Genomic DNA, 14,674 nt, shown 5'->3' with positions numbered 1-14,674 from the left:
AGGGGCCCGGCACCCGCCGGGCCCCTCTCACCGGAAACGGAGAAGCACCCATGAGGAAGCTCCCGCCCGCCGTGGCCACCGGTGGCGCCGCCGCCGTCGCCCTCGTCGCCCTGGCCGCCGCGCCGGCCTCGGCCGCCACCGCGGACTCGCAGTTCGACGTGATCTTCCCCGGCAAGAAGCCGCAGACCACGTACTACGTCCAGAACACCGCCGGCAACTCCGGGAGCATGACCGGGAAGTCCGTGATGCACTGGCAGATCGTCGACGACCAGGTCGTCGACAACTCCAAGCGGTTCACCAGCTTCAAGATCACCACTCGGATCGAGGAGCGCCTGACCAAGTCCAGCGAGGACCACGTCGTGACGTCCCGGACGTGCGACTGGACCAAACTGGTCAACGACAACTACTCGTGGAACCTTCTGGAGGACGCCAACACCTGCGCCGCGCCGCCCACCGTCTACGACGGTGAGGTGTGGTGGTCCACGGACTCGACCATCGTCTACGACATCGAGGGCGACGGCCGGGGACCGATCACCAAGGAGCTCACCGGCTCGCCGCTGATCCACGGCTGAGTCCACACGGGTGCCCGGGTTCTGAGTACGTTCGCTCAGGACCCGGGCCTGTTCTCGGGAGAAGCTCGTTCCATGACCGACCCCGCACCCCAGTGGCCCACGAACCACCCCCGCTTCCACGGGCCGAACGTCCCACCCCCGCACCGGCCCGCGCGCCCCCGGCTGCATCCGGTCGGCGACGTCGCGCTGGCCGTCGGCCTGCTGGTCGTGGACGGCGTCGCGGCGCTCGCCGCCCTCCTGCTCGGAATCGACTTCCACGGATGGAAGCCGTTCGACCCGGGCGCGGACAACTCCGCGGTCGTCCTCCGTCCCGACTGGCTGTACGTGGGCATCGCCGGCGGTGTCGTCCTGCTCACCGCACCGCTGCTGTACCGGCTCCGGGCCCTCGTCACCACCTGTGTGCAGGTGCTGGCCGGGCTGGTCGTGGTGGGTCTCGCGGTGGCCGGGGCGCAGTACGACCAGCACCGTGCCACCGGCTCGGCTCCCTCCGTCCCGTCCGCACCGTCCGCCCCGTACTACCCGGGTGCGGCACAAGCCCCGGGCGCGGCGGCGTACGGCCGTTGACGTCGGCCGGCCCATCCCCCGGGGTGGGCCGGCCGCCGCCGCTACTCGCCCGCGTACGCCCTCCTCAGCGCGGCGATGTCGAGCTTGCCCATCGCGAGCATCGCCCGGGTGGTGCGGGCCGCCTTCTCCTGGTCGGGATCGCCGATCATGTCGATGAGCCCGTCCGGAACGACCTGCCAGGAGACGCCGAACCGGTCCTTGAGCCAGCCGCACGGGCCGGGCTCGCCGCCGTTCTCGGTCAGCTTGTTCCAGTAGTGGTCGACCTCCTCCTGGTTCTCGCAGTGGATCTGGAAGGAGATCGCCTCGCTGAACGTGAACTGCGGGCCGCCGTTCAGCGCGACGAACTTCTGGCCGTTGGCCGTGAAGTCGACGGCGATGACGGTGCCGGCGGGGCCGGGGCCGGCCTCGGTGTAGCGGCCGATCCGGCCGATGCGGGAATCCTTGAAGATCGAGACGTAGTAGTGCGCGGCCTCCTCGGCCTCGCCGTCGAACCAGAGACAGGTGGTGAACCCTTCGGTCGCCATCGAATCCTCCCGGAGCGTGGAAAGCGGTCACCTGTACCGACCGATCCTCGCCCCGGAACTCATCGGCCGGGCGCCGGAACAATTCGAATGGCCCTCCCCCCGTTCCGAACTAGCATCGCGGCCATGATCACGTCATCACCCGCCGACGGCATCCGGCCCTTCCGCATCGCGGTCCCGCAGAGCGATCTGGACGACCTGTACGACCGCCTCGACCGCACCCGATGGCCGGACGAGCTGCCCGGCACCGGGTGGGACCACGGCGTTCCCCTGGACTACCTGCGCGAGCTCGTCCGGTACTGGCGGCATGAGTACGACTGGCGGGCGGCCGAGCAGCGGCTGAACGAGTGGCCGCAGTTCACCACGACCGTCGACGGTGCCCACGTGCACTTCGCCCACATCCGCTCCCCCGAACCGGACGCCACCCCGCTGGTGATCACCCACGGGTGGCCGGGGTCGATCGTGGAGTTCCTCGACGTGGTGGGCCCCCTGACCGACCCGGTCGCGCACGGGGGTGATCCGGCCGACGCCTTCCACGTGGTGCTGCCGGGCATCCCGGGGTTCGGGCTGTCCGGGCCCACCACGCACCGGGGCTGGGAGGCGGGCCGCGTCGCCGACGCCTGGGCCGAGCTGATGCGACGGCTCGGGTACGAGCGGTTCGGCGCCCAGGGCGGGGACTGGGGCGCGGCGATCTCCCGCGAGCTGGGCCGGGCTCACCCGGACCGGGTGATCGGCGTCCACCTCAATCTGCTGCCGGGGGCGCAGCAGACCGAGGCACCGACCGACGAGGAGCTGGCCGCGCTCTCCCCCGGGGAGCGGGAGCGCACGCTCACCTCCTGGCACCGCTGGTCCGCGTGGCAGCGTGAGGGCGCGGCCTACGCGATGCTGCACGCCACCCGGCCGCAGACCCTCGCCTACGCGCTCACCGACTCGCCGGTCGGCCAGCTCGCCTGGATCGTAGAGAAGTTCAGGGAGTGGACGGACTCCGCCGAACTGCCCGAGGAAGCCGTCGACCGGGACCGGATGCTCACCGACGTGATGCTGTACTGGCTGACCGGCACCGCCGGTTCGTCCTCACGGATTTACTACGAGCGGGCGCATTCCTCGGGCCGGGCCGCCGCGCCGGCCGAGCCGTCGACCGCGCCGACCGCGCTCGCCGTCTTCCCCGCCGAGCTGCAGCTGCCGCTGCGGCACCGGGCGGAGCGGACCGAGAACATCGTGCGCTGGACGGAGTTCGACCGTGGCGGCCACTTCGCCGCGATGGAGGAGCCGGACCTGCTCGTCGACGACGTCCGGGCCTTCTTCCGGCAGCTGCGCGCGAAGGACTGAACGACGACCGGGAGAGGCCGCCCCGGGGAGGGCCGCCGCGCCCGCGCTCCGCCCGTGGCGGATCTGCCACGGGCAGAGCCGTCGCATGCGGTGAACTCCTGTGGCCAACAGTGGAGTCGACGGCATCCGCAGCACCACGAGGAGACCCGATGACTCCACTCAGCACGCTCTCGCCCCGCGCCGAGGAGGGCGACACCCCACTCAGCCGCTTCGACGACCATCTCGCCGCGCACCTGCTCGCCCAGCGCATCGTCCTCCTCGGCACTCAGGTCGACGAGGTGTCGGCGAACCGCGTGTGCGCTCAGTTGCTCCTGCTGTCCGCGCAGGACCCGCACGCCGACATCGCCCTGTACATCAACAGCCCGGGCGGCTCCGTCACCGCGGGGCTCGCCGTCTACGACACCATGCGGCTGGTCCCGAACGACGTCTGCACCCTGGCGATGGGCTTCGCCGCCAGCATGGGCCAGTTCCTGCTCACGGCGGGGACGCCGGGCAAGCGGTTCGCGCTGCCCCACGCGCGGGTCATGATGCACCAGCCGTCGGCCGGGATCGGCGGCACCACCGCGGACATCGAGATCCAGGCGGAGAACCTGGAGCACACCAAGCGGACCATCGAGCGGATCACCGCCGGGCACACCGGGCAGAGCGCGGAGACGATCGCGCGGGACGGCGACCGGGACCGCTGGTTCACGGCCGAGCAGGCCAGGGAGTACGGACTGGTGGACCGGGTGGTGCAGTCGCTCGCCGACGTCCGCCCGGCCGCCCCGCGCCGACGGACGGGGCTGTGACATGGGGTCGTACACGGTTCCCTACGTCATCGAGCGGACCGCGCAGGGCGAACGGTCGTACGACGTGTTCAGCCGACTGCTCAACGAGCGGATCGTCTTCCTCGGCACCGAGATCGACGACGGGGTCGCCAACGTCGTGATCGCGCAGCTGCTCCATCTGGAGTCGGCGGCTCCGCAGGCCGAGATCTCCCTCTACCTGAACTCCCCCGGCGGATCGTTCACCTCGCTGATGGCGATCTACGACACGATGACCTTCATCCAGTCGCCGATCTCCACGTTCTGCGTGGGACAGGCCGCCTCCACGGCGGCGGTGCTGCTGGCGGGCGGCGATCCCGGGCGGCGCTTCGTGCTGGAGCACGCGCGGGTGCTGCTCGGGCAGCCCGCCAGCGGCGGCCGGCAGGGCACGGTCTCCGACCTGGCGCTCCAGGCCAAGGAGATGGTCCGGATCCGCTCCCAGGTCGAGGAGGTGCTGTCCCGGCACACGCGCCACGACATCACGACCCTGCGCGCCGACATGGACCGCGACAAGGTGTTCACCGCCCGGGAGGCGGTGGCCTACGGGCTGGCCGACGAGGTGCTGAGCCGGCGCCTGGTCACGGTCTGAGGCGCCGGCTCGTACGGGCGTGGGCTCCGGTCAGGCGGCCAGGCACAGTCCGCCGGAGCGGGAGGCCGAGCGGCCGCGCGCGGGGGCCGCGGTGCGGCTGGTGAGCCGGACCAGTTCGCCCTGCGCGAGCGACAGCAGGTCGCCGAGACCGAGCCCGAGGGCCCGCGCCGCGGCCGCGAGGACCTCCGAGGAGGCCTCCTTGCGGCCGCGCTCGATCTCCGACAGGTAGGGCATGGAGATCCGGGCCGTCTCGGCGACGTCCTTGAGAGTGCGCTGCTGGGCCAGGCGTTCCCGGCGCAGCACGTCGCCGACGAGGTCGCGCCACAGGGGCTCCCTCGCGGGGGCGGGCGGCCGCTCGGCCCCGGCGGGGGCGGCGGGCGGCCGCAGCGGGACGACGCGGGCGTGGTTCGGCGCTTGGGTGGTCACCGTCCCAGACTAGGAGCCGCCGACGCCGGGGGAAGGTGTGCTCCGGGGATCGGCGTTCCGCTCTGGGTGAAGCACCCGTGCCGCGGCGCGCTGCGGAGCGGGATTCGCCGATCGCGCTCCGGGGGCGCATACTTTCCGGATAGCGGGGTACCGGGGGGTCGCGTACCTGGCCGGCGCCGGGACGTCGGTTCGACGCGTACAGGCCGAGGAAAGCAAGCTCGCAGCGAGACTTTCGTGGGAGAGGTAATGGACACCGCCGTGATCCGGTCCGAGGCAGCGGCCGAGGAGGCCGGGACGACCAGGACGGGCGACGGACTGCCGGGTGTCGACGACCCCCGCACGATCGCTCCGCGGGACGCCCGCGAGCTGTCCCGCCACTTCTTCACGCGACTGACGGAGCTCGAAGAGGGCACGCACGAGTACCAGTACGCGCGCAACACCCTCATTGAGATGAACATGTCGCTGGTGCGGTTCGCGGCCGGCCGGTTCCGCAACCGCGGGGACGACATGGAGGACGTCGTCCAGACCGGGATGGTCGGCCTGATCAAGGCGATCGACCGGTTCGAGCTGTCGCGCGAGGTGGAGTTCACCTCGTTCGCGCTGCCGTACATCGTGGGCGAGATCAAGCGCTTCTTCCGGGACACCACCTGGGCCGTGCACGTGCCGCGGCGCCTGCAGGAGCTGCGCGTGGAGCTGGCCAGGGCCCGCGAGGAGCTCTCCAGCCGCCTGGACCGGGACCCCACCGTCGGTGAGCTCGCCACCTTGATGAACCTCTCCGAGAACGAGGTGGTCGAGGCCCAGATCGCCTCCAACGGCTACAACTCCGCGTCGCTGGACGCCGCCCTGACCGGGGACGGCCCCGAGGACGGCGAATCGGTGCTCGCCGACTTCATCGGCGTCGAGGAGGACGGGCTCCGGCTGGTCGAGGACTTCCACTCCCTCGCGCCGCTCCTGGCGAAGCTCGGCGAGCGGGACCGGGAGATCATCCACCTGCGGTTCGTGGAGGAGGCCACCCAGGCGGAGATCGGCGAACGGCTCGGCTGCTCCCAGATGCACGTGTCCCGGCTGATCAAGCGCATCATCACCCAGCTGCGCCAGGGCATGCTGGGCGAGCTCGGCTGCGCCTGACCGACGAGAGCGCCCGGGCGCGACAGTGCCGCCCCCTTCGTGGAAGTGGGGCGGCACCGCTGTGTCGGCGCTTGTTGCCGGGGCTGTGCGGGGCCGACCGGTCAGCGCCGGCCGAGGCCCACCCGGGCGCACACCCGCTTGCCCACCGGCACCCGCTCGACCGTGACGTCCGCCAGGGCGTGCACGATCTCCAGACCGTGCCGGCCCACGCGGTTCGGGTCGCGGGGGAAGCGGCGGGGCAGGACGGCGCTGCTGTCGTACACGGAGACGGTGACCGCGGTGGCGGTGCCTTCGAGCTCCAGGATGTACGGCCCCTTGCTGTGCCGGTCCGCGTTGGTGACCAGCTCGCTCACCACCAGGAGCAGGGCCTCGGAGGAGCGCGGCTCGATCTCGGCGCACCACTCGCTCGCGAGCTGCTCGAGGAAGAGCAGGGCGAAGGACCGCGCCTCGGCTATGCACCCCGGTTCCCCTGTGTAGTGCGCCGCCCGCCGGAGCGGTTCCACGGGAACGTCGAAACCAGTCGGTATCACTGCCCCGTCCAGGTACTCGATCATGCAAGTCTCTCTCGGAAAGCCGGCCTGGCCGGACACTGTCGCATCTGTTCTCGTACCCCGAGCCGCGCGTTTGAGTCCCGGCCGATCGGTACGACCTCCGGCCGGGTCAGCGTACCGGCTCCGACCAGGGGTGATGCGGGACAGCGGGGGCCGTCCGCGCTGCCGGGCGGACGCCGACGGGCCCCTTCGGAGCAGGGCCGCGAGCCGGGCGACGGCCCGGACGAGGGGCTCTTTCGGACTACGGCTGCGAGCCGGACGACGCGGCGGACGGCGGGCCGGAGGCCGGAGGCGGGGAGGACGGGCCGGAGGCCGGAGGCGGGGACGACGGGGAGGACTCCGGCGAGGTGGGCGTGGACGGCTTCGCAGGCGACCGGGGTGGGGCCGAGGAGGACTCCGGCGGCGGCGAGGAGGTCTCCGACGACGGTGTGGCGGGCGAGGAGGACTCCGTGTGCGGCGACGCGGGCGAGGACGGGGCGGTGGAGGTCGCCGGGCAGCCCGGGGAACCCGAGGCACCGGGCGGGCACGGCGACCGGGAGCCGGAAGGCGGCGGAAGCACGGTCGCGGTGGAGAGCGGCCAGGGGTTCGCCGGCGGTGGCGCCGGGCGGTCGTGGCGGCCGGTGTCGCCGGGCGTCCGGGCGAACCAGTCGTGGTGGCGCAGGTCGAAGACGACGAACTTCTTGACGATCTTCGGCGAGGGCGTCACGACGATGACGTTCTGCGGCCGGTACGACGGCCATCTCCCGCCGACGTAGCGGGGTGCGGTCTTCTGGGCGACCGGCGGCGTCAGCGGGTTGCCGCAGGCGCAGCGGACCCGGGGCACGCCGTGATCGTCCACGAGGACGGCCGTGCCCGCCTGAAGGACCGCCTGGTACTCGGTGGCGGTCCCCTCGCGGTAGCCGTGATTGGTGACGCGGGTGTCCATGCGCAGCTGGAGCGGGGTGAGCGAACGCAGCCAGCCGGGGACGTCGCCCGGCCGGACACCGGCGACGGAGGCGAACGCCCTGTTCTTGGCCGGGTCCGCCGTCAGGGCCCTGATCTGCTGCTCCACGTCGCAGCTGGAGACATTGCGGGTGCCGCCGTAGAGGCCGGCCGCGCCGCCCTGGACGCTCCGCACCGCGTTGGCGGGCTGCGACGGCCCGGTCGGTACGGGCGAGGGCGGCGGCGCGGAGTCCTCCTTGGCCGTGGACCCGGTGAAGGGGTCGGGTCCCTTCTCGCCCGCGGACTGCAGGAACACCTCGCCCCGGGCGCTCGAGCCGTCGCCGGAGGTGGTGAGGACGACGGCGAGCACCACGACCGCCACCACGGCGGTGACGAGCAGCGCCATCCGGGGCACCGACGACCACCAGGGCCGGTGGGGCTCCGGCGCACCGGCTCCCCCGCCGCCACCCGTGGGGCGGGACGGCGGCCCGGAGGGCGGCTCGGAGGGCCGGCCCGACAGGGGGCCGGAGGGCGGGCCGGAGGGACGGCCGGAGGCAGGCGGTTCCGCGGTCACGAGGTCTCCCGAGGTCGACACTTCGCGGCGTATGACCTGATCAAGGCCGCTCTTCCCGCAACGTCCCCATTGTGTGCCCCGGTGTGGTGCCGTCCGCAAGCGGACGCGGACGGACCTCCCGGCGGGCGCGCCGCCGCCGGGCTGCTTAGCGTGGCACCGTGAGTCCGCCGAGCCCCTCCGCGCAGCCGGTCGCCCGCCACGGCTGGGCGCAGGCCGCCGCCACGGCGCTGACGGGGCTGCTCTCGATGATCGTGGTCGCCGCGCTGGGTCTGTGGGCGGCCGGTGCCGCGGACCTCCCCGACCTGGCCTTTCCGCGGGTCGTCGCCGCGACCGTGGTGACGGCGGTCGGCGGCAGCGTGGCGCTCACCGGCACGGCGGGCGACCTCGCCCGGACCCATGCCGGGATCACCGTGATGCCGCTGTCGGTCACCCTGGTGGGCGCGCTGGTCGTCGCCGCGGGCTTTCTGCGGCCGCTGCGGCACCGGGCGGTGGCCGGGGCGCGGGAACTGGCCGGGTGGGCCGCCCGGATCGCCGCGGTCTGGCTGGTGCTGCTCGTCGTCCTGGCGCTGGCCGCGCGCCAGACCTTCGCCGTGGACCTGGGCGAGGGGCTGCTCGGCGACATCGGCGACTTCCTGAACGCCTCGCCGCGGGTCGGGTTCGCCGCGCAGGTGCCGTCGACCGCCGTCCTCGGGCTGGTGTGGCTGGCGGGGGTGCTGGTGCTGGCCCTGCTGGTGGCGCGCGGAGCGCCGCTGCCTCCGCGGCTGCTGCGGTTCCAGACGTCGGTGCGCCCCGCGGCGTACGCCATGGTCGTGCTGCTGCTCACCTACGTCGCCGTGGGCGTCGTCGTCGCGCTCGTCACGGCGGTGACCCGGGGGCATCCGGCGCAGTCGCTCGCGGTGATCCTGCTCGGCATGCCGAACCTGGCCTGGCCGGCCCTGACCATCGGGATGGGCGCCACCTGGAACGGCCGGGTGGACGGCCCGTTCGGACTGCCCATGCCGCATCTGCTGGACGAGGTGCTGCGCACCCCGGACGTCTCCGCGCTCAACCTGCGCACGCTGGCCGAGCACGACGGCAGGGTGTGGTGGCTGGTGGTGGCCGACGCGGTGCTGCTGCCGGCGGCCGCGTTCCTGATGGCCTGCCGCTCACCGGTCCGGGTGCGTGTGTGGCGGCACGCCCTGCACATGGCCCTCGCCCTGACCCTGACGGTGCTGATGATCTGCCTCGTCGGCCGGATCTCCGCGCACTACGGGCTCTCCCTGTTCGGCCTCGGCGACCTGGGCGGCGGGCTGTCCGGAGAGCTGCTCCTGAGGCCGCAACTGTGGGGCGCGCTGGGCCTCGCGGTGCTGTGGGGCCTGGCCACCGGTTTCCTCGGCGCGCTGCCGGCCCGGCGGGTGCGCCGGACGGGCGAGGCCGACGACGGTGCGCACGGGCGTGGCGAGGGGAGCGGTGCCGAGCCGGGCGGCGTCGAGGGCCGCTAGCCACCGGCGCCGAACACCGGGTGGGCCCAGGGCGGCGGATCGGGGGGCCTGCCCGGTCCGTCGACCACCGGCAGATCCACCTCGGTCGCCGGGTGCCCCGCCGTCGTGCCGCCCGCGGCGGCGGCGCGCAGGGCGGCGACGAAGGCGCGGCAGGAGTCGTAGCGGTCGTCGGGGCTCTTCGCGAGCGCCCTGGCGAAGACGTCGTCGACGGGTGCGGCGAGGTCGGGGCGCTCCCCGGTCAGCGGCGGCGGTTCGTCGTACTGGTGGGCCCACAGCAGGGCCATGTCGTCGTCCCGCCGGAAGGGCGGATGGCCGGCCAGCATCTCGTAGACCACGCAGGCGAAGCTGTAGACGTCGCAGCGCGCGTCGACCGGGCGCCCGGCGATCTGCTCGGGGGCCACGTAGTCGAGCGTGCCGACGAACTGGCCTACGGTGGTGAAGCCGCTCAGGGACAGGGACTTCTTGGTCAGTCCGAAGTCGGCCAGGTAGGCGTGCTCGGGGTGGTCGCTGTCGGTGCCGCGGGCCACCAGGACGTTCCCGGGCTTCACGTCGCGGTGGACCAGGCCGTGCTCGTGGGCGGCGTCCAGCGCGGAGGCGATCTGCGCGGCGATCCGCGTGGCCGTCGCGAGCGGCAGCGGGCCCTGCGCGTCGAGCAGATGGCGCAGGTCGCTGCCGGGGACGTAGCGCATGGCGATGTAGAGGACGCCGTCCGTCTCGCCCGCCTCGTAGACGGGCACGATGTTCGGGTGGTCGATGGCGGCGGCCGCCCGGGACTCGTGGATGAAGCGCTGCCGGAAGGTGTCGTTGCGGGCGAGTTCGGGGGCCAGCAGCTTGAGCGCGACGGTGCGGTCCAGGTGCAGGTCGCGGGCCCGGAGGACGACGGCCATGCCGCCGCGCCCGATCTCCTGCTCGATGCGGTACCCGGCGAGTTCCTTCCCGAGCAGTTCCGAGGGGCGTCCCGAGAACAGGCCGGTGTCGTGCGGCATCAGGAGTCACCCTCCGCGGGGACCTCGCGGGTGGCCCCGGGGCCGGCCCCGGCGGGGGCCCGCGGCGCCCGGTCGGCCGCGTAGGTGGCCGTCCGGGAGCCGTCCGCGTACACCCACCGCCCCTGCTCGGCGTCGTAGAGCCACATCGACTCGCCGTCGACGACGATCCCGATCCGCAGCCCCCGGGTGCGGTGGCCGAAGGTCTCCCGGTCGATCCCTCCGCCGGCCAGGTCCTCCACGGCGACCCGGTAGCTCGCCAGGGCGTGTTCGGCGCGGGCGAGCAGCGGGCGCGGGTCGCCCGTGCCGAACGGCCCGCCGGGGCGGGGCGGGTCCTGCGGCACGGCGACCAGGCGGCGGCCGTCGACCCAGGCGGACCAGCCGTTGGCGCACACCACGCGTCCCCAGTCGCCGCGGCGCTCCGCGAGTTCCACGGGCAGCAGGGGGTCGAGGGGCACCGTGGGGCGGTCGGGGTCGGGTGCCTCCCAGGCCGGCATTCCGTCCTGGGGGACGACGTGGGTGGGGCGGAAGCCCGGGGTCGTCATCGCGCCGCCCTCACTTCCGCATCACCGCGGGCTCGCGCAGGCGCAGCAGCCGGGACACCAGGTATCCGCAGAGCACCGACAGCACCACCAGCATCCCCATGTTGATCAGCCACATCCCGGGCGTGTGCCGGAACAGCGGGTCGGCGGTCTGGGGGCCCGGCAGGATGCGGGCCAGGCCGATCGTGTCGGCCATCGCGGCGAACGCCCAGCGGGAGGGCACCAGCCAGGACAGCTGCTCCAGCACGGGGACGCCGCGCAGGGTGACCAGGGCGCCGCACAGGACGACCTGGACGATGGCCAGCAGCACCAGCAGCGGCATCGTCACCTCCTCCCTGCGGACCAGGGCGGACACCACGAGGCCGAACATCATCGCCGTGAACGCGAGCAGGGCGACGGCGAGGGTGACCTCCGCCAGCGGCGGCAGGAACACCCCCCGTCCGCCGGGCGCGTTGAGGTCCACGCCGAGCAGGGCCACCAGGGCCAGGACGACCGCCTGGAGCACGGTCACCGTGCCCAGGACCACCACCTTCGACATGAGGTACGCCGATCTGGACAGGCCCACGGCCCGCTCCCGCTGGTAGATCACCCGCTCCTTGACGAGTTCGCGCACGGCGTTGGCGGCGCCCGTCAGCACCGCGCCGACGCACAGGACGAGCAGGGCGGAGGTGGCCTTGTCCGCCACCAGCTCGCCGCCCGCCAGGACGCGGGCCATGGCCCCCATCACGAACGGCAGCGCGATCATGACGATGAGGAAGGTCCGGTCCGCGGCGAGCACGGAGGTGTAGCGGCGGATCAGCGTGCCCAGCTGCGCGCTCCGGCTGCGAGGGCGGGGCGGCGGTGCCGCGACGACGGGCGTGGAGTCCGGGTGCGGCGGCTGGGCGGTCGCGTCGACGACGTACTGCCGGTGGAACCGCGAGGCGCGGTACTCGTCGGCCCAGTCCCGCTCGCGGTCCCGTTCGAAGGCCTCGAACGCCTCCGGCCAGTGGGCGAAGCCGAAGAAGTCGAGGGTCTCCTCGGGCGGCCCGTAGTAGCCGATCCGGCCGCCGGGGGCGAGCACCAGCAGCCGGTCGCAGACGTCGAGGCTGAGCACGCTGTGGGTGACCACGATGACGGTGCGGCCGTCGTCGGCCAGCCCGCGCAGCGTCTGCATGACGGAGCGGTCCATCCCGGGGTCGAGCCCGGACGTCGGCTCGTCGAGGAAGAGCAGGGACGGCTTGGTGAGCAGTTCCAGGGCGACGCTGACCCGTTTGCGCTGGCCGCCGGAGAGGCTGTGCACGGGCTGTCCGGCCCGCTGCTCCAGGCCCAGCTCGCGGATGACCTCCTCGACCCGGGCGCGCCGCTCCTCCGGGGCAGTGTCCTGCGGGAAGCGCAGTTCCGCGGCGTAGGCGAGGGCGTCGCGGACGGTCAGCTGGACGTGCAGGATGTCGTCCTGGGGGACCAGCCCGATGCGCTGGCGCAGCTCGGCGTAGTCGCGGTACAGGTCGCGGCCGTCGTAGAGGACCGTGCCGTGGCCGGCGGGCCGCTGTCCGGTCAGGGCGTTCAGCAGGGTGGTCTTGCCGGAGCCGCTGGGTCCCACGACCGCGAGCAGGCACTTCTCCCCCACCGGGAAGGACACGTGGTCGAGCAGGACCTTGCGGCCCTGGTCGACGGTGACCGTGAGGTCCTGCACGTCGAGCGAGATCTCGCCGGTGTCGACGTACTCCTGCAGCTGGTCGCCGACGAGGCGGAACGCCGAGTGGCCGATGCCGACGACGTCGTCGGGCCCGATCGGCGCCCGTTCGACGAGCTGCCCGTTGAGGAACGTGCCGTTGTGGCTGCCGACGTCGACGATCTCGTACGTGCCGTCCGCCAGGGCCCGCAGTTCGGCGTGCCGGCGGGAGACGACCAGGTCGTCCAGGACGAGGTCGTTGTCCTCGGCGCGGCCGATGCGGACGGTGCGCGCGGGCAGCGGCCGCACCGTGGTGGGCTGCCGGAAGAGCGCGGTGGGTGCGGCCGGGGCCGGGGAACGGCCGACGAGGACGGCGCGCGGTCCGTCGGCGGGGTTGCCGAAGCGGATCACGCTGCCGGGGCCGACGTCCCAGTCGTGGATTCTGCGCCCGTCGGCGTAGGTGCCGTTGGTGCTGTGGTCGTCGTGGAGCGTCCAGTGGCCGTCCTTCGGGCGCAGCACCGCGTGGTGCCAGGAGACCCGGGCGTCGTCGAGGACGACGTCGCTGAGCGGGTCGCGTCCGACGTGGTAGGCGCGGCCCGGGGTCATCACTGTCGAGCCCGTCTCCGTCTCGAGGACGAGCTCGGGCGCAGTCGGCGCGACCGGCCGCTCAGCCATGCCAGAATTCTAACGATGTGCCCCTATACGCGCCGTTCGACGCGGGCGTCGGGCCACCGTGGGAGGTACGTCAGGCCACCGGGAGGTAGAGGGCGGGGACGGTCCGCTGCATCCGCAGGGCGTCCACCGACTCGGCGAGCAGCTCGTACTCGGTGGTGTCGTCGCTGGCGGCGATCCGCACCAGCCGCCCGGCGGCCAACTCGTCGGCGGCCAGTTCCTGTTGGACCAGGTCGGCGCACCAGCCGCGCAGGATGCCGGGGACGTCGGGGACCGACTGCGGGACCGGCACGAGCACGCTGGCGGGGACGTGGCTGGTGTCGGGGCCGGGGTCGAGCCGTTCGGCCATCCAGGAGGCGCGGTCGCGCAGCCACCACAGCGCCAGCGTCAGGGTCGGCGCCCGGTAGGTGCCGAGCGGTACACCGATGCGCCGGCCCCCGCATACGCCGTACCCGGTGACATGGCACAGGAATTCGTCGTGCACTGCTCCTCCCCCGTCGCGTCGTTCGCCTGCCGGCTCTGCCTCGCTCTCTCTGCGGCTCCTGTGCGGTGAAGCGGCCCTGACCTTCGAGTATGTTGACTACTGAAACGCTGTCACCATGACTTTCCGGCCAGTTCCCTGGCATATTCCGCGCGACTCCTGGCCGGAACAGCGCGCCTCCAGCACCCCGGGGCATTACCCGCGCGGTAATCGACCGCCGCGGCACGGCCCGGCATGGTGGTCACATCGGGCCGCCGGTCACGGCAGACCCGGTCCCGACCAGCAGAGACGACCTCGACGGAGGCTGATTCGCCATGTCCGCCCACACCGACCGCCACGAGATCGCCGTCGCCCGCTACTTCGAGGCCTGGAACGCCACCGGCCCGCAGGCGCTGGCCAAGGCGGTCGCCGCCGCCTGGACCCCGGACGGCACGTACACCGACCCCCTCGCCGACGTCGGCGGGCACGAGGGGATCGCCGCCGTGATCGCGGCGGCACAGGAGCAGTTCCCCGGCTTCTCCTTCCGCCTCGCGGGCTCCGTCGACGGCCACCACGACACGGCGCGTTTCTCCTGGGAGCTGGTGAGCGACGCGGACGGCACGGCGCCGGTCGCCGGGTCCGACGTGATCACCCTGGACGGTGAGGGGCGGATCCTGGCCGTGCTCGGGTTCCTGGACCGGGTGCCCGCCGGGGCCTGAAGCGGCGGTGCGGGCCGGGGCAGCCGCCCGGCGGGCGCCGGGGACCGCGCAGACCGGCGGTGGGGGGGGGGGGGCCCCCCCCCCCCCCCCCCCCCCCCCGCCGGGGGGCGGGGTGTGGGGCGGGGCGTTGCGCCGGTCGCGCGGCCGCGGGGAGGAGAAGTTGGCGGTTGGCGCCGCGGCCTGAGCCA

At 73.4% G+C, this 14,674-nt stretch carries 16 protein-coding genes; 8 read left to right on the top strand and 8 right to left on the bottom strand.

Translation table 11 applies throughout. The features are described 5' to 3' along the window. Positions 1–50 precede the first annotated feature (50 nt). Positions 51–572 carry a hypothetical protein gene (locus ACF1A5_RS28450; RefSeq protein WP_392195730.1) on the top strand — a complete coding sequence of 174 codons (522 nt, stop codon included), beginning with the start codon at positions 51–53 and terminating at the stop codon, positions 570–572. Positions 573–644: 72 nt separating this feature from the next. Beyond that, on the top strand, positions 645–1,136 hold the full coding sequence (locus ACF1A5_RS28445; RefSeq protein ID WP_392195729.1) for a DUF6234 family protein: 492 nt from the start codon (positions 645–647) through the stop codon (positions 1,134–1,136). Positions 1,137–1,177: 41 nt separating this feature from the next. Here ACF1A5_RS28445 and ACF1A5_RS28440 read toward each other — a convergent pair whose 3' ends face one another. Next, positions 1,178–1,660 (bottom strand): VOC family protein, encoded by a 483-nt coding sequence (locus tag ACF1A5_RS28440; RefSeq protein ID WP_392195728.1) that lies wholly within the window; start codon positions 1,658–1,660, stop codon positions 1,178–1,180. A gap of 123 nt (positions 1,661–1,783) precedes the next feature. Here ACF1A5_RS28440 and ACF1A5_RS28435 point away from each other — a divergent pair, with 123 nt between their 5' ends. The 3 genes from ACF1A5_RS28435 to ACF1A5_RS28425 all read left to right on the top strand — a co-directional run bounded on the left by ACF1A5_RS28435 (position 1,784) and on the right by ACF1A5_RS28425 (position 4,378). Further along, positions 1,784–2,986 (top strand): epoxide hydrolase family protein, encoded by a 1,203-nt coding sequence (locus tag ACF1A5_RS28435; RefSeq protein WP_392195727.1) that lies wholly within the window; start codon positions 1,784–1,786, stop codon positions 2,984–2,986. Between the two features lie 149 nt (positions 2,987–3,135). Then, complete coding sequence (locus ACF1A5_RS28430; protein WP_392195726.1) at positions 3,136–3,774, top strand: ClpP family protease; 639 nt, start codon at positions 3,136–3,138, stop codon at positions 3,772–3,774. Between the two features lies 1 nt (position 3,775). Continuing rightward, complete coding sequence (locus ACF1A5_RS28425; RefSeq protein ID WP_392195725.1) at positions 3,776–4,378, top strand: ClpP family protease; 603 nt, start codon at positions 3,776–3,778, stop codon at positions 4,376–4,378. A 30-nt stretch (positions 4,379–4,408) separates the two neighbouring features. Here the strand turns inward: ACF1A5_RS28425 and ACF1A5_RS28420 are convergent, their stop codons facing one another. Beyond that, positions 4,409–4,804, bottom strand: a complete 396-nt coding sequence (locus ACF1A5_RS28420; RefSeq protein ID WP_392195724.1) for a helix-turn-helix domain-containing protein — start codon at positions 4,802–4,804, stop codon at positions 4,409–4,411. A gap of 246 nt (positions 4,805–5,050) precedes the next feature. Here ACF1A5_RS28420 and ACF1A5_RS28415 point away from each other — a divergent pair, with 246 nt between their 5' ends. Then, positions 5,051–5,932, top strand: a complete 882-nt coding sequence (locus ACF1A5_RS28415; protein WP_392195723.1) for an RNA polymerase sigma factor SigF — start codon at positions 5,051–5,053, stop codon at positions 5,930–5,932. 101 nt (positions 5,933–6,033) lie between these two features. Here the strand turns inward: ACF1A5_RS28415 and ACF1A5_RS28410 are convergent, their stop codons facing one another. Both ACF1A5_RS28410 and ACF1A5_RS28405 read right to left on the bottom strand, forming a co-directional pair. Further along, positions 6,034–6,486 (bottom strand): ATP-binding protein, encoded by a 453-nt coding sequence (locus tag ACF1A5_RS28410; protein ID WP_392195722.1) that lies wholly within the window; start codon positions 6,484–6,486, stop codon positions 6,034–6,036. 238 nt (positions 6,487–6,724) lie between these two features. Further along, positions 6,725–7,978 (bottom strand): DUF6777 domain-containing protein, encoded by a 1,254-nt coding sequence (locus ACF1A5_RS28405; RefSeq protein ID WP_392195721.1) that lies wholly within the window; start codon positions 7,976–7,978, stop codon positions 6,725–6,727. Between the two features lie 158 nt (positions 7,979–8,136). Between ACF1A5_RS28405 and ACF1A5_RS28400 the strand changes: the two genes are divergently transcribed. Beyond that, positions 8,137–9,459, top strand: a complete 1,323-nt coding sequence (locus tag ACF1A5_RS28400) for a streptophobe family protein (protein WP_392195720.1) — start codon at positions 8,137–8,139, stop codon at positions 9,457–9,459. On the opposite strand, the gene ACF1A5_RS28395 is transcribed toward ACF1A5_RS28400, so the two are convergent. From ACF1A5_RS28395 to ACF1A5_RS28380, 4 genes are all read right to left on the bottom strand, one after another. After that, positions 9,456–10,445, bottom strand: a complete 990-nt coding sequence (locus ACF1A5_RS28395; protein WP_392195719.1) for a serine/threonine-protein kinase — start codon at positions 10,443–10,445, stop codon at positions 9,456–9,458. The genes ACF1A5_RS28400 and ACF1A5_RS28395 overlap by 4 nt on opposite strands. Then, positions 10,445–10,987 carry a hypothetical protein gene (locus tag ACF1A5_RS28390; protein ID WP_392195718.1) on the bottom strand — a complete coding sequence of 181 codons (543 nt, stop codon included), beginning with the start codon at positions 10,985–10,987 and terminating at the stop codon, positions 10,445–10,447. Before ACF1A5_RS28390 ends, ACF1A5_RS28395 begins: the two co-directional genes overlap by 1 nt. 10 nt (positions 10,988–10,997) lie before the next feature. Then, positions 10,998–13,310: an FHA domain-containing protein gene (locus ACF1A5_RS28385; RefSeq protein WP_392195717.1), complete on the bottom strand. Its 2,313-nt coding sequence runs from the start codon at positions 13,308–13,310 to the stop codon at positions 10,998–11,000. A 70-nt stretch (positions 13,311–13,380) separates the two neighbouring features. Beyond that, a complete protein-coding gene (locus tag ACF1A5_RS28380; protein ID WP_392195716.1) occupies positions 13,381–13,791 on the bottom strand; it encodes a hypothetical protein in 411 nt (136 codons plus the stop codon). 311 nt (positions 13,792–14,102) lie between these two features. Between ACF1A5_RS28380 and ACF1A5_RS28375 the strand changes: the two genes are divergently transcribed. Continuing rightward, entirely contained in the window at positions 14,103–14,486 is a 384-nt protein-coding gene (locus ACF1A5_RS28375; RefSeq protein ID WP_392195715.1) for a nuclear transport factor 2 family protein, read from the top strand. The last annotated feature ends 188 nt before the right edge of the window (positions 14,487–14,674 follow it).

This window comes from Streptomyces sp. NPDC014864 (assembly GCF_043081525.1).
In the GTDB taxonomy this organism is placed as follows: Bacteria; Actinomycetota; Actinomycetes; order Streptomycetales; family Streptomycetaceae; genus Streptomyces.
This window is presented reverse-complemented; position numbering and strand designations above follow the sequence as displayed.